General features: G+C 58.9%; 15 protein-coding genes. 8 read left to right on the plus strand and 7 right to left on the minus strand.

Annotated elements, in window-relative coordinates:
• Nucleotides 1-127: 127 nt before the first annotated feature.
• Entirely contained in the window at nt 128-628 is a 501-nt protein-coding gene (locus RO069_RS11935; RefSeq protein WP_328187788.1) for a glutathione peroxidase, read from the minus strand.
• 299 nt (nt 629-927) lie between these two features.
• Between RO069_RS11935 and pnuC the strand changes: the two genes are divergently transcribed.
• The 6 genes from pnuC (at nt 928) to RO069_RS11965 (ending at nt 8178) form a co-directional block, all read left to right on the plus strand.
• A complete protein-coding gene (gene pnuC / locus RO069_RS11940; protein WP_328187750.1) occupies nt 928-1533 on the plus strand; it encodes a nicotinamide riboside transporter PnuC in 606 nt (201 codons plus the stop codon).
• Nucleotides 1534-1535: 2 nt separating this feature from the next.
• Nucleotides 1536-2525, plus strand: coding sequence for an AAA family ATPase (locus tag RO069_RS11945; RefSeq protein ID WP_328187751.1), 990 nt, complete (start codon nt 1536-1538; stop codon nt 2523-2525).
• Nucleotides 2526-2725: 200 nt separating this feature from the next.
• A complete protein-coding gene (locus RO069_RS11950; protein ID WP_328187753.1) occupies nt 2726-3847 on the plus strand; it encodes a metallophosphoesterase family protein in 1122 nt (373 codons plus the stop codon).
• A complete protein-coding gene (locus RO069_RS11955) occupies nt 3844-6489 on the plus strand; it encodes an AAA family ATPase (RefSeq protein ID WP_328187755.1) in 2646 nt (881 codons plus the stop codon). The genes RO069_RS11950 and RO069_RS11955 overlap by 4 nt, the downstream gene beginning before the upstream one ends.
• Nucleotides 6479-6874, plus strand: coding sequence for an HIT family protein (locus RO069_RS11960; RefSeq protein ID WP_328187756.1), 396 nt, complete (start codon nt 6479-6481; stop codon nt 6872-6874). Before RO069_RS11955 ends, RO069_RS11960 begins: the two co-directional genes overlap by 11 nt.
• Nucleotides 6871-8178 (plus strand): DUF3883 domain-containing protein, encoded by a 1308-nt coding sequence (locus RO069_RS11965; protein ID WP_328187757.1) that lies wholly within the window; start codon nt 6871-6873, stop codon nt 8176-8178. The genes RO069_RS11960 and RO069_RS11965 overlap by 4 nt, the downstream gene beginning before the upstream one ends.
• 314 nt (nt 8179-8492) lie before the next feature.
• On the opposite strand, the gene RO069_RS11970 is transcribed toward RO069_RS11965, so the two are convergent.
• Nucleotides 8493-9530 (minus strand): virulence protein RhuM/Fic/DOC family protein, encoded by a 1038-nt coding sequence (locus tag RO069_RS11970; protein ID WP_328187758.1) that lies wholly within the window; start codon nt 9528-9530, stop codon nt 8493-8495.
• Between the two features lie 131 nt (nt 9531-9661).
• A complete protein-coding gene (locus tag RO069_RS11975) occupies nt 9662-10192 on the minus strand; it encodes a CIA30 family protein (protein ID WP_328187759.1) in 531 nt (176 codons plus the stop codon).
• A 193-nt stretch (nt 10193-10385) separates the two neighbouring features.
• Between RO069_RS11975 and RO069_RS11980 the strand changes: the two genes are divergently transcribed.
• Together RO069_RS11980 and RO069_RS11985 are read left to right on the plus strand one after the other, a co-directional pair.
• The gene (locus tag RO069_RS11980) at nt 10386-11018 is read left to right on the plus strand and encodes a metallophosphatase domain-containing protein (RefSeq protein WP_328187760.1); all 633 of its coding nucleotides are present in this window, start codon (nt 10386-10388) and stop codon (nt 11016-11018) included.
• A gap of 73 nt (nt 11019-11091) precedes the next feature.
• Nucleotides 11092-11454: a gamma-glutamylcyclotransferase family protein gene (locus RO069_RS11985; RefSeq protein WP_328187761.1), complete on the plus strand. Its 363-nt coding sequence runs from the start codon at nt 11092-11094 to the stop codon at nt 11452-11454.
• Nucleotides 11455-11463: 9 nt separating this feature from the next.
• Here RO069_RS11985 and RO069_RS11990 read toward each other — a convergent pair whose 3' ends face one another.
• The 4 genes from RO069_RS11990 to RO069_RS12005 form a co-directional block, all read right to left on the minus strand.
• Nucleotides 11464-11754, minus strand: coding sequence for a type II toxin-antitoxin system RelE/ParE family toxin (locus RO069_RS11990; protein WP_328187762.1), 291 nt, complete (start codon nt 11752-11754; stop codon nt 11464-11466).
• On the minus strand, nt 11754-11978 hold the full coding sequence (locus RO069_RS11995) for an addiction module protein (RefSeq protein ID WP_328187764.1): 225 nt from the start codon (nt 11976-11978) through the stop codon (nt 11754-11756). The genes RO069_RS11990 and RO069_RS11995 overlap by 1 nt, the downstream gene beginning before the upstream one ends.
• A gap of 84 nt (nt 11979-12062) precedes the next feature.
• Nucleotides 12063-13541 (minus strand): amidase, encoded by a 1479-nt coding sequence (locus RO069_RS12000; protein WP_328187765.1) that lies wholly within the window; start codon nt 13539-13541, stop codon nt 12063-12065.
• A 29-nt stretch (nt 13542-13570) separates the two neighbouring features.
• Nucleotides 13571-14605 (minus strand): hypothetical protein, encoded by a 1035-nt coding sequence (locus RO069_RS12005; protein ID WP_328187767.1) that lies wholly within the window; start codon nt 14603-14605, stop codon nt 13571-13573.
• Between the last annotated feature and the right edge of the window lie 117 nt (nt 14606-14722).

Here is a 14722-nt window from a genome sequence, read left to right on the forward strand (position 1 = left end):
TGACCGGCTTTTTTCGTTTTAGCAGGGGGCTCTATGAGTCAGCACCTTTTCATCCGCACTGCGTGCGGCCAGGTTGCTGCCGCAGACGCTCCACCGCGCCTGCTCCCTGCTACCATAGATCCAGCCCTCAAAGCACGGACTCCACGGCCTTGATCAACTCGGGATCATCCGGGGTCACCCGGCTTGGGAAGGCGTTGGTGACGTTCCCCTCGGCATCGACCACATACTTGGTGAAATTCCAGCTCGGTGGTGAGCTCTGCCGGTTTATTTCCTGGAAAACCGGATTGGCATCGGCCCCGGTTACCGCGCCCGGCGCGATCATTGTGAAAGTGATACCAAAGTTCTTGTAACAGATGGTCGCCGCTTCTTCTTCGGAATCCGCTTCCTGGCTGAAATCGTCACTGGCAAATCCCACAACGACGAGTCCGTCATCGGCATAGCGTTTGTGCAGGGTTTCCAGACCCCCGAACTGGTCGGTGTAGCCGCAATGGCTGGCGGTGTTGACGACCAGCATGGGCTTGCCGTTGGCAATCTCGCAGAGATTTACGGTTTCGCTGGAATGGAGTTTGCGCTGGTCGTGATCAAGGAAGGCCGGGCAGCTCTCGGCCACCGCCGAAGAGGCGATCATCAATCCAGAGACAAGCGCTGCAATGTTCAGGTGTAGCCTGTGAGCTTTCATAATCGGGCCTCCCTTAACGCCACTCCCTGACTATACGCCATATCCCTCAGGGTGGCTCAGCGCTGCAGTCAAACCCGTGTATCGAACAGCAACCAGTGTCCAGCTGGCTGCCAGACCGGAATCGCTTCGCTGGTCGAAGTTGCCCTGTCGCCGGCTGTGACTACACCTGAAGTTTGAGCGTTACTGACTACCATCAGACGGCAAAAATCCGTAAGTTACGGTTTTGCGTCCCGGGGCAGTAGAAAGCAATGCTCGACTTTATCATCCGGATGGTGGGCACCAGCCCCATCGAAATCGCCGCGGTAACCTGCGGCCTGATCAACGTGATTCTTATCGTACGGCGGTCCATCTGGAACTACCCGTTCGGGTTTGTGATGGTGCTGCTCTATGCCCGCATCTTCTACGACTACCAGTTGTACAGCGATGCGCTGCTGCAGATCTACTTCTTCGGCATCCAGTTCTACGGCCTTTATTGCTGGCTCCGGGGCCGGGGCGATGATGGCCGGGTAGAGGTCCAGTCGATCGACGCCCAGCGGTTGCGATCCTGGCTGGTGGTCACGGCAGCCGGCTGGCTGGTTCTGAGCGTGCTGATGCATCGCTTCACCGATGCCTCGCTGCCGTACTGGGATGCCGCCATTGCCGCCCTGAGCATGCTGGCGCAGTTGCTGCTTTCCCGTCGCTATATTGAAAGCTGGATGTTCTGGGTCATCGTTGACGTGCTGGCCATCGGCCTGTTCTCGGTGAAAGGGCTTTATCCGACCGCCGCCCTCTATGGCGTATTCCTGGCGCTGGCCATTACCGGGTGGCTGCAATGGCGCCAGCAGCACCTCCAACAGGCAACAGCGGCGGTCTGACGATGGCAAAAGTCCCGGTAACCCGCGGCTTCCTGCTGGGCAAGTTCATGCCCTTCCACGAAGGGCATGCCTACCTGTGTGAAGTGGCCGCCGGACTGGTTGATCAGCTCACGGTGATGGTCTGCACGCGGGACTGCGAACCCATCCCGGGCCAGCTGCGTTTTCAGTGGGTGAGGTCGAACATGCCAGCGAATGTGCGGGTGCTTCACCTGCACAGGGACATTCCACAGGAGCCAAAGGACCATCCCCGGTTCTGGGACATCTGGCGCATCACCATACGGGAGTTTCATCCGCAGCCTATAGACCGGGTATTCGGTTCCGAAGCCTACGTGCACCGCCTGGCCGAGGAGCTTGGCGCTGCTCCGTTCGTGGTGGACCAGCCCCGGGAAGCCGTGCCGGTGTCGGCGACCATGATCCGGGAAAACCCGCGGGACAACTGGTGCTACCTGCCCGCCAGTGTCCGCCCCTGGTACCAGAACAGGGTGTGCCTCCTGGGGGCTGAAAGCACCGGCAAGACCGAGCTCTGCAAACGCTTGTCTGCCCATTTCAACGCCCTGTGGGTGCCGGAGTTCGGTCGCACCTACGATGCCATGCGGAACCAGGGCGAGACCTGGACGGAGGATGAGTTCATCGAGCTTGCCAGTGGCCACATCCGCAGCCGGAACGCCGTTGCCAGACGGGCAGGGCACCTGTACTTTGAAGACACTGACCTGCTGCAGACCCTGGTCTGGGCCGAATACCTGCTGGGCTATCGCCCGGCCCGCCTGGAAGAGAGGCTGAACGACTGGCAGCCGGCCAACCGGTACCTGCTGCTGGGCCCCGATGTACCCTGGGTGGATGATGGCACCCGATACGACAGCAGGACCCGGACCCGGCAGTGGTTTCACGCCCGCCTGAAAGACAGGCTAAAGTCGTTGGAACTGGACTACACCGAAATCAGCGCTGCAGACTGGGATCAACGCTTTCGTGATGCCTGCGCGCTGATAACCTGACCAGTGGCACCCATCAACACACCTGGCCGGAGCCCCATGAAACCCGTCTGCCTCTCCGAACACCCACAGCCTGCATTGCCAGATTCCGCACATCCCGGAGGGCTGAGGCCGACTGATGGATTCGGACAATAAAGGTTTGGTCCGATGCCCCGGATCGGTAAAGTAGCCGACAGATTCCGTTTTATCCGAGGACAATGTATATGCCAAGGTTCCTGCACACGGCAGACTGGCAGATGGGGCGGTCGTACAGCCGCTTCGAGACAGAAGACGGCGCGGCCCTGGTCGAGGCCCGGTTTGAGGCCATTGAAAAGCTTGCTCAACTGGCCAATGAGCATCATTGCGATGCGGTACTGGTGGCCGGTGACGTCTTTGACGCACAAACGGTCTCCGATCGAACCATTCGCAGGGTGTTCAACGCCACCAAGGGTTTTACCGGCACCTGGGTCATGCTTCCCGGCAATCACGATGCCGCCCTGGCAGAAAGCGTCTGGACGCGAGCCCAGCGCCTGGGTGCGGTGCCTGAGAACGTGCACCTTGCACTTCAGCCCGGCGTCATCAATCTGGAAGCGCAGAACCTGAGCATACTCTGCGCGCCCCTGACCCAGCGCAATACCTATGGCGATCTGACCGAACCCTTCAGCGGTTACGAGTCGCCGCAAGGCTTCCCCAGGATCGGCCTGGCCCACGGCAGCGTTGAGGGCCTGTTGCCGGACGAGATTGACTCCACCAACCCCATCGCGCCAGACCGTGCCGAAGCCAGCCGGCTCGATTACCTGGCGCTGGGTGACTGGCACGGCACCAAACAGATCAACGACCGCACCTGGTACAGCGGCACCCCCGAGCCGGAACGGTTTCGGAACAACGAAGCGGGCAATGCCCTGATCGTTGAGGTGTCTGAGCCAGGCGCAACCCCCAAGGTCACCCAATTACCAACGGGGCGTTATCAATGGCACCAGTGGCGGCAAACCCTGGCGGTCCAGTCGGACCTTGAGCAACTGCTGGAGCGTCTGGACGCCTTGCCTGAATCCGCCGTCGTCGAGCTGCGGCTTGAAGGCTCGATCACCCTGGCCGGCGAGGAAACCCTGTTGAAGGCTTTGTCCATCGCGGAAGCCCGTTTTCGCAGTCTCCGGTGTGAGCGCAGTGGCTTACAGCTTGCTCCCACCGATGAGGACATTGCCGCCCTGAAAGCCGATGGGTATGTGGGCGAAGTAATTGAGAGCCTGCGGCAACGTCAGGAAGACGCACAGGACGATGCCGCCCGGGATGCGCTGGCGATTCTGGCCGGATTGCTCAGGGAGCGGGAACAGGAGGCCAGCCAATGAAACTGCAGCGCCTGCGCATTGAGCAGCTACGCCAGTTCCGCAAACCCTTTGTTCTGGACAATCTGCAGTCCGGCCTCAACCTGATTCACGGCCCCAATGAATCCGGCAAAAGCACCCTGGTGCGGTCGATCCGGGCGGCCTTTTTCGAGCGCTACCGCTCAACCGCCGTTGAGGACCTGCGCCCTTGGGGCGACTCCGCCGCCGCACCCACCATTGAGCTGGATTTTGAGCACGACAACCGCAACTGGCACCTGACCAAAAGCTTCCTGCAGCGCAAACGCTGTGACCTGACCATCGACACCGAGACCTACAGCGAAGACGACGCGGAAGAAAAGCTGGCCGAATTGCTGGGCTACCAGTACCCGCAAAAAGGCATCAGCAAAGCCAGGCACTGGGGCATACCGGGGCTGCTGTGGGTGGAGCAGGGCACCGGGCAGGACATCGAGCAGGCCATAGAGCATGCCGGGGATCACCTGAAGTCCGCCCTGAACGCCATGGTCGGAGAGGTAGCCAGTTCCGGGGGTGATGACCTGATTGACGCGGTTCGCAGCCAACGGGACACCCTGCTGACCGGAACCGGCAAGCCCCGTGGCGACTACCTGCAGCTGGAAAAAGACCGGGCCCTGTATGAGCGTGACATCGAAGAACTGAAGGAACGGGTGCACCAATACCAGGAACAGGTCGACCGACTCGGCAAACTCACCCAGGACTACAACCAGGCGGAGGCCGAGCGCCCCTGGGAAGAGGTCCAGCGGCAGCTTGAGGAAGCCCGCACCCGCTATCAGCAGGTCGAGCGGCTGGAACAACAGCAAAACCAGGAAAAAGCCACGCTCACCCAGCTGCAGCAGAACCACCGGTTGTTGCAGCAGAACAAGGAGCACCTGGAAGGACTGAGCCGCCAGTTGCAGGGCCGCAAAGCCGAGCTGGAACGCGCCGAGCGCGATTTCAGCATGGCGGAAGCCCAGACCCCGGCGGTTACCGACCGATTGGCCAAAGCCCGAAACGCCTATGAACAGGCGGAAAAGCAACGCAAGCTGGCGGGTTTACTGCAAACCCGGGAACGGCTGGAGCAGGATGTCCGGCGGCTTGAGCAGCACAAACAGGTGCTGACCCAGAACCTCGCCAAAGCGAAGGATTACCACCAGCAGCTGGAGCAGGCCAGGCAGCAGGCCAGAGACAACCGGATTGATTCCGCCGCGGTCAAAAACCTGAAAGCGACCGCGAACCAGCTGAACGAAGAAACCATCCGTTCACGAACCATCGCCACCCGGTTGAGCTGGCAGCTGGATGCCAGCGCGTCATTAACGCTGAACAACGAGCAACTCACCGGACAAGGCGAGCAACAGCTACTGGAAGAATCCACCCTGGTTATCCCCGGCGTGGGTACCTTGGGCATAACGCCCGGTGGCGAAGAACTGGCCAGCACACGGAGAAAGCTCAAAACCCTCCAGGACAGCTTTGCAGAACAGCTGAAGGCCGTGGGTGTGACATCGGTGGAGCAGGCGGAGGACCGCCTATCAGCCTTTGAAAGTGCCGGAAGAACCCTGAAGCACGCCGAAGAGCTGTTCAAATCCGTGGCCCCGGCCGGCATAGAGCAGCTCGTCGCCGAACAGGGCGAAGCAGAAAGCGAACTGGAGAAAGCCAGAAGCCAGTTGCAGGCCACGCCAGAACCGGATCAGAAAGAGAACGTACCCGCCCTGGAAGAAGCAGAGGCGGCATTCGTTCAGGCGGGCACCGCGCTGGATAAGGCGGAAGCCGATGACCGTGAGCATCAGGCGACGCTGTCGGCACTGAAACAGGCCCGGGACAACGCCAAAACCGAATGGCAGCGTCTGGCGGATGAAGAAAAGAGCCCGGAACGGCAGCAGCAACTGCAACAGATAACTGCCGACCTGGCGAACATCGAAAAACAGCAGACCGAACTGCAAGCCAGCCTGGAACGCCGCGAACGGGAAATCCGGGACGCCCGCCCGGACTTTCTCAGGCAGGATATCGAACGCTATCAGAACGCGGTTAATAACCTGCGCCAAACCCAGGAAAACCGGGGGCGTGAACTCAGGGATATAAAAGTCAGGCTGGAAGCCTGGGGTGCGGAGGGGCTGGAAGAACAGCTCAACGAGAAAGAAGCAGAGCTGGACCAATGCAACCGCCGCTACCAGGAATTGCACCGTCGCGCCCAGGCACTGGACCTGCTGCTGACCCTGCTCACGGAAAAACGTCAGGCCCTCACACGCCGCCTGCAGGCCCCGCTGCAAAAGCACCTCAACCATTATCTGTCAGTGCTTTTCCCGGAAGCGTCCCTGGAAGTCGACGAACAGCTCCGCCCCGGCACCTTCAGTCGGGGCAACGAACTGGGGCAGATCACCGAACTCAGCTTCGGTGCCCGGGAGCAGATGGGACTGATCAGCCGCCTGGCCTACGCCGATCTGCTGCGGGAAGCTGGAAGGCCAACACTGGTGATACTGGACGACACCCTGGTGCACAGTGATAGCGACCGCCTCGAAGACATGAAACGCATCCTGTTTGATGCGGCCAGCCGGCATCAGATACTGCTGTTCACCTGCCATCCGGAGAAGTGGCAGGACCTGGGGGTGGCGCCTGTGGATATTCAGGCAAGGAAGGGAATGCGCAATGGAACATGACTGCCCATTTTGCGCTGTCAGTGAAGCATCAGAACAGGGTTCTTTGCCGTCCAACACGTTGGCTCATATTCGTCTGGACGGCTTTCCGGTTTCTAAAGGTCACTTGTTGATTGTTCCCAATCGCCATGCCGCAGATTGGTTTGACCTCACCGCTGCTGAACAACAAGCTGTCATGGAGCTGATTGAGCAAGGCAAACAGTGGCTTGAAGCACATTACCAACCGGATGGCTACAATATCGGTATGAACTGTGGAGCGGCAGCAGGGCAGACGGTCCTGCACATGCACTGTCATCTGATTCCAAGGTATGCGGGCGATCAGCAAGATCCCCGGGGTGGCGTGCGATGGGTCATCCCGGAGAAAGCGGATTATTGGAGTGGCCGATGAGTTTGCTGGATTACGAGAAACGCTTCTCAACGCTTCGAGTGAACAGTGGTGGTGCTAATAAGAGCCCTCACAAAGTGGCTATGTTGCAGGCGATCATGGACCTCGTCGAGTCGGGCGAAGTTTCGAATAATCGGTTTTATTTTGACGATGCTCTCAAGCGCCATTTTACCGAGCGTTTCCAGGCACTGGCGTCTCCTTCGGATCGGAACAATCCCCATTTACCGTTCTTCCACCTCCGGAGTGAAGGGTTTTGGCATCATAAGATCAAACCCGGTCAGCAAGAGCTATATCAGCAACTGACAACGGCGACATCGCAGGGGGTTATCGATGCCCAAATCGATCATGCGTTTCTAGACGATGAGCTGTTCGAACTGCTGGGTAACCGGATTGCCCGCGAGCTTCTGAGATCTGCGCTGCTGACTAGCCTCGACGAGAAGTCGATTCGTGACCTTCTTCAACCAGAACGTGGCGGCTGGGACTGGCTGGAATGCGAGTTTTTGGTCAATGATTACGTGTCGATGTTGGAGAAACACCTCGTCGGTGCACCCTATAGCAAAGCAGCACACATAAGGGCGCTGCAGCCGTGCCTAAATAACCGTTCCAAAGGCGCTATCGAATACAAACACCGGAATGTCACTGCTGTCCTATTGGAATTGGGGCTCCCGTATATTCCCGGCTACAAACCCTCGTTCAATTATCAGCAACAGCTCAAACAGGTGGTTCTGTCTTATCTTGCCGGCCATCAGAGTGTCGTTGATGACGTAAACCGGGTCGCTGATAAAGTTGCTGATGAGCCGGAATATTATGATCGTGGCTGGGACTCGGTGTTTGACCCAGAACCGCCAGAGCGTATTCCTCATGTGGCTGAAGGCAGGCCCAGCTACCTAGCGAAACATATTGACTTTTCGGAGAGGGAGCGCCGCAATCGCCAGCTGGGCGAACGTGCTGAAGAATTTGTGCTTCGCATGGAAAGGCAGAGGCTCACTGCACAAGGCAGGCATGACCTGGCGGCCGAGGTTGAGTGGTCCAGTAAGGAACGGGGGGACGGATTGGGTTTTGATATTCGCTCTTTCGACTCAACTGGCGATCAAGAGCGCTTCCTGGAGGTTAAGGCGACCAACTCTGGCAAATATCTGCCATTTTTCATTAGCGAGAATGAGCGGGCGTTTTCCAATGATTACTCGGACGCGTTCCGCTTGTACCGGGTTTACGAATTTACCACGGCTCCGAGATTTTTCATTCTACCGGGGTCGATTGAGCAGCATGTAGAGTTGTTGCCACAAAACTATAGAGCTCGGTTTTAGTGCGGAAATCCCATTCTATTGCTGATCAGCGACTCTCTATCGGGCGGTGCCGTTTCGGGTTACGTCCATGTTTGCTCCACGCCGACGCCAAAACTGAACCGCAAAATACACCACACCACCAACCCCGCTATACAGACAAAGCTGATGCAGTGCCTCGATTGAAATCACCCCTTGGATCGCATTGTCAGTTGTGACCGGGAAAAACGGCTCAACATCCGCATGCATGATGCTATCCAGCAGCACATGGCTGAAAGTTCCAATGAACGCGGAGATGAACGCCACCCGCCAGCCAATTACGATGCGCCAATCTCGATTCAGTCCTGAGCTGTGTGTTCATCTTCACCTCTAACGTCGGTGGGCTCCTTTAGCAGCAGGAAATGCTCGATCAGCCGGATCATCAGGGTTTTCTGATCCGGCAGGCTTTCCGCCACCAGTAGGGCCAAGGCCACCAGGGTGTTGTCATTGATCAGTTGTTCCACCGGCCGGGCCAGTAAAGCGGCGTTACGGCGCAAATACCACAAGAACAGAAACGAGCCGCAGCGCTTGTTGCCATCGGCCAGGGGGTGATTCTTGATCACGAAGTACAGCAGGTGCGCGGCGCGGGTGGCGACGTTGGGGTAAAACAGTTCATCCCCGAAACCCTGCTCAATGGTGGCCAGCGAAGAGGCCAGGCCATCGCCCCGTAACTGGCCGAACAGTTCGGTGGCTTCGCCTTTGGCCATCAGGGTCTGCTTGAGCTCCCCAATGGCTTTTAGAGCCTCTTTCAGCTCCAGCGGCTGCATATCCGGCTGCTTGATGCCTACCTCGGCCAGCTGCTGCTCATCGTAGCCCTGAAGTAAGCTCCAGGAGCGGGCGTAGTCGCTGATCACCTGGGCGACAGCTTCGCCCTCATTGGATACCAGACCCTGATGGGTGAGGGTGCGGCTCAGCAGGTCAACGGCCTGCTCAAACTCGATGCCGCGTTCTGCCAGACGGCGTTGATTCAGGGTGTAGCCTTTTACCAGGTGGTCTTTGAGAACGTTCGTTGCCCACTGGCGAAACTGGGTGGCGCGCTTGGAACTTACCCGGTAGCCCACTGAAATAATGGCATCCAAACTGTAATGTTTGATGCGGCGCCGCACCTGGCGCTTGCCTTCCTGGCGAACTACTAAGAATTCCTTAGTAGTTGCCGGTTCGTCCAATTCATCGTCCTTGAAGATGTTTTGAAGGTGCATCAGCACGTTCTCAGGGCTGGTATCGAAGAGCTGGCCCATCTGTGCCTGGCTCAGCCAAACCGTTTCCTGCTCAAGCGCCACTTCCAGCTGGGCCTGCCCGTCGGTTGAGGTGAAGATTCTGACTTGTTGTTCCGTCATGACATTTCCCTGTCGTTGTTTATGAACTTTTCACAAAGAATACGTTTTAGAATGGTTGGGCGTGTAAATCCAGTCAGGGTGGCAAGCTTCATCCATTGACTCGAAGGTTAATGCCTGGATCGCCAGCTTGGTCATGGCATCAAACTCCAATCCTGCATTTTCAAGTGAAATTCACCCACCTGCCGCCCGGATACGAACAGACTTAATGACGCCAGGTGGCTGATATCCAGTGGCTCCGCATCGGTGACGGTCTTGCCTCGCCAGGTCGGTATGAACTCATCGAACGGCAGCCGGATGCGGCTCCAGTCTTCCGTATCGGGTGTGAACGCATGCTGGTACACAATGCTGCGCCGGTCCGTGCTGTTGCGAAGGCCGATCTTGTAGGTTTTGCCGTCGCCTTGGGCGAGTAATTCAATACCCGTCCATTGGCTGGCATCAACGGGTTCCGGCAAGTCTGCTTTGACAGAGGCAAAGCCGCCGCCGTTATCCAGTCGCACGGTGCCGTGGAAGAGGCCGACGCCTTCCGCTGAGTTGACGAGCTGGCCGTCCGACTGCCCGCCCATCACCTGGTCACCGAGGGAGCGCCACTCCAATGGCTTGCCCTGACGGTTGAACGTAACCAGGGCAGGGTTGCCGTGGCTGGTACTGTGCGTGTCGTTCATTGGTTTACCTTCAATCGCTTTGCCAAGACTCAGGGTATCATTCTGAATCAAAAGTCCCCGATACAGTAGGCGTCTGATAGCGCTACACTAATTGCCGGACATACGTTCAAAAGCGCTGTTCAGAGTGGTTGTGGGGTGTGCTGTTGAGCGACTACCTTGAGAAAATCCTCTGTGGCCGACAGGCAGGATTCCCATGAAACTCGTCTGCATCTCCGATACCCACAGCCTGCATCGCCAGATTCCACACGTCCCGGACGGGGACGTGCTCATACACGCCGGTGACTGCCTGGGCGCGGGCACCCTGGATAATGTGGCGGACCTGAACGACTGGCTGGGTGAGTTGCCCCACCGCCACAAGATTGTCATCGCCGGCAATCACGACTGGGCCTTCCAGGAAACCCCGGAGCACGCCAGGGAACTGCTGACCAACGCTATTTACCTGCAGGACAGTGGTATCGAGATCGACGGTGTCCGTTTCTGGGGCTCTCCCTGGACGCCCACCTTTATGGACTGGGCGTTCATGGAGGACCGGGGCGAACCGATCAACCGGCACTGGCAACGCATTCCCGACGATACCGATGTACTGATTACCCACGGTCCTCCCCATGGTATCGGCGATGCGGTGGACACGGGCTTTCAGTTCGAGAGCGTAGGCTGCGAAGCGCTGCTGGAGCGTGTCCGGCACCTGCGCCTGAAAGCCCATATATTCGGGCACATCCACGAGGGCTACGGCGAGTCTGTTCCGGGGACCACGCGATTTATCAATGCCAGCACCTGTGATGAGCGCTATCGGCCGGTGAATGCACCGGTGGTGTTGGATGTGTGAGTACTGAACCAGCTGGCGGATAGGTACACCCATTGGGCAAACTCTGGCTGAGCGACATTCGGGAGGCGCGATGATGACCGATCGAAACCACCGCGTAGCCGTCTACGGCACCCTCAAGCGAGGCGAACCGAATCATCACATCCTCGCGGCTTCCGTCCGCCTGGGCGCGTGCTCCCTTACCTCGATCGTTCTCTACGACCTGGGCCCGTTTCCGGGCGCAAAGCTGGAGGCCAGTAACGGCGTGCAGGTGGAGGTGTATGAGGTGGGGCTGCGGACCTTCACCCGGCTGGATCAGCTTGAAGACTACAATGCTCGGGCGCCGAAAATGGGATTGTATGACCGTGTGAGGTTGGATACTCCATATGGGCAGGCCTGGGTGTATATCTACAATCCTGATGTGTCGGACGGCGCCGTAATCCGGTCCGGGCGCTGGTAGTGCTTGACCTCATTGGCGACTCAGCCAATAGAACGGTTCCCGGTGAAGATTCATTACGGCAAGTATGTGAATACCGGCTGTCGTTTCGGAGTAGAGGATGCCATACGGGAACCGCTTTAACAGAGATCGGCGGATTGGTTCGCGAATAATACTCCACGCTTTCGGATGTTCCACCGCCCTGATCGTAGCTTTATAGGCTTCTTGCGAAAAATCTATGCCCAGTCCGGGTTGTATGGACTCGTAATAGTCGACTGCTTCGTTAAGCTCCGCTTCCGCTGCGGGGTGAAAGGTGTACTCCATTACTTTTGCAGCCTGCTCCTGATTCTTCTGAAAACATCTTCGCCGGGCACTGCTGCAACTTCTCCGGACTCCAATTCGGCAAGGCGGGCTTTGGCAACGTCTGCCCATTTCTCGTCGATAGCGCTATCGGTTGGGTTAAGGCTTTGCAGCAATGATTCAACGACATGCGCCCGCTCATCAACCGGCAGGGCGCTTGCCTCGTCTATCAGTTCCTGAATTCGCATAGTGGTCGTTTCCTTAGCCAGAGTACAGGCCGTCATTAATGGCTCTATAGTAACGACTTTCGACGGAATTTTCGCCCCGGCCCCTCAATACCCCGGCGGCACCTGAAACCCCGCCAGTCCTTCCTCTTCCAGCAAGCGCGCAAACGCCAGGGTGGTCAGGTCCCGCCCCGGGGCGCCAATGACCTGCACGTTGTAGGGCAGGCCTTCGCGGGTAACACCCACAGGCACTGAAGTGGCCGGCAGGCCCAGCAGGGTGGCCAGGGCTATCCAGCAGAACTGGTCGTGGTAGGGCCGGGTTTCACCGTTGACCCGGATCTGGCGGCGGTACTGGGGATCGCGCTGGTCATGGCGGATGGCGGTGACCGGGTTGACCGGGGCCAGGATCACGTCCACGTCCCGGAAGACCTCTTCCACCTGTTCCCGCATCTTCTCCCGGGTTTCGTTCCATTGTATCCATCGGCCATGCTCCTGGCTGGTGCCCCGGGCGAATTCCGCCATGCCGTGGGTCATGGGACCCATCTTGCGCAGGGGTTTCTCGGCCAGGGCAAACAGCTTCAGGCGGCGTTTCTGCTGGCTGCTCATGTCGACGCTCAGCAGGCTGCCCAGCAGGTTGAAGTAGACCGGCATGATGCGCTTGAGGGAGAGCAGGGGATGGTGCAGCGGGGTGACCAGGGTGCCCCGTTCCGCCAGGTTGTCGGACAGCCGCCGGAAGCCATTGCTCAGCTCATGATCCACCGGGCACACGGGGTCCTCGAACCAGAGGCCGACCCGGGCCTGGGCCAGGGAGTCCAGGGTGGCCGGCTCCATGGCCAGTTGCCAGCTCCGGGCCTGTTGTGGCCGTGGGCCGGCAATCACGGTCAGCAGGGTTTCCAGGTCCCGGGCCGAGCGGGCCATGGGGCCACCTTCCGCCAGGTCGGGCTGGCTGACCGTGCCGGGTGGTCCGGGAATATGGCCCCGGAAGGACACCAGCGTCCGGCTGGGTTTGTGGCCGAATACCCCGCAGAAGTGGGTCGGGGTGCGGATAGAGCCGGCCAGGTCGCTGCCCACCTCCAGGGGTGTCATGCCCGCCGCCAGGGCTGCCGCGGCGCCACCGGAGGAACCCCCAGGCGTGCGTTCCCGGTTCCAGGGATTGTTGGTGGTGCCGTATACCTCGTTGTAGGTCTGGATGTCAGAGGTGAAGAACGGCACATTGGTCTTGCCGATGATGATGGCACCTGCATCCCGCAGCCGCTGCACGATATCCGCTGGGTGCTCCGGGTAGTGGCCGGCCAGCACGGGGGCACCGGAAGTGCAGGTCATGCCCGGTACCTGCCAGCTGTCCTTGAGGGTCAGGGGCACGCCCCGCAGGGCACCGCCCGGAGTGCCGGACTGGCGGAGGCGGTCGGCTTCCCGGGCTTCGGCCAGGGCCTGCTCCTCGTTCAAGGCGACCACGGCGTTCAGGGCCGGGTTGTGGGTCTTGATGCGGTCCAGCAGTGCCCGGATCAGGTCCTCGCTGGTCAGCTGGCCGGCGTCTATCCTCCGTGCCAGCTCCTGGGCTGTACAGTAGTGCAATGGGTGATCCATGAGCGTCCCTCCGCCAATCCGGGGCGTGGCTATAACTGCTCGCGCCAGCGTTTGTGGTGTACCTGATCCTTTATAACGTCAATGACCTCCAGCGTCAGGTTGATCAATACCTCATTTCCCTGGCGCTGGCCCAATTCTGTATCCCCGGTGCCTTGTTGTGTCGTCAGTTGGGACGGATCCGGCAGCAGGACGTCCACCAGGTCGTTGATGAAGTCGTGGTTGCGGCTGCTGGAGAGATCTTCCATCACCTGGTTGAGGACATGGGCGGTAATGTCACCGACGACTTCTTCCAGGGTGCCCCGCACCTGGTTGCCAAAAATGGGCAGCAGCTTCAGGCGCGCCATTTCCGGATTCTGGCGAATCGCTTCGTTGATACAGCTCTCCAGGTATTGGCGCAGGGCGTCGCGGTTCGGGACATAGCCCTGGGAGGCCAGGTCCGCCACCCGGTCGGAAATCCATCCGATCAGCACGTCCTTGCGTGGGTAGATGATGTCGCTCTGGACCCTGTCCATCAGCGGAGAGCCCCGGCGAACTTCATCCTGAACGCCGGACAGCACCTTGAGCACGATGCGGTCGGACAGCTCCTCCATGAACGCCTCGTAATAGAAGGCGAGAAACTGGAACAGGCGGGTCCGGGTAAAATCAATGATGCCGTAGCGGTGCAGCCGGTAGACAATGCTGATCACGCGCAGCACCCTCAGGAACCTCATGCCACTGGTAGGTATGCAGCCGAGGACGTCATACCAGTGGATAAAGGGGTAGAAATACCATCGCTGGTAGATTCCATGCCATACCGCATAGATCCAGCGTACGAAAAACTCGGTCAGGAAGATGCTGACAAAAATCAGGTCGTAGAAGATGAAATTGCGGTGAACCGGCTGATAGACGTTGTAGAATGCCGGCAGCGATTCCCGAAAGAAATCCTGAATGGCCTCAAAGTGATAGAGGGAATCGAAGACAATCAGCGACAGGTTGAGGATGAGCAGCCCGAGCATCAGGAAGTCGATGGCAAACCAGATGGTCTGGTGGCTTTTCTTGAGATTCTCCCGATTGATGGTGAACATCCGCAGGTGGTAACTCCCGTAAACGGCCTGGTCGTTTAACCGTAGTGTGCAGGTATACTCAGAAAGCGACTGACATCAGCGGGTTGTAGCCCTTGGGTGCTGTTGTCAGACGCTCCG

Source organism: Marinobacter sp. OP 3.4 (assembly GCF_036224885.1).
Classification (GTDB): Bacteria; Pseudomonadota; Gammaproteobacteria; order Pseudomonadales; family Oleiphilaceae; genus Marinobacter.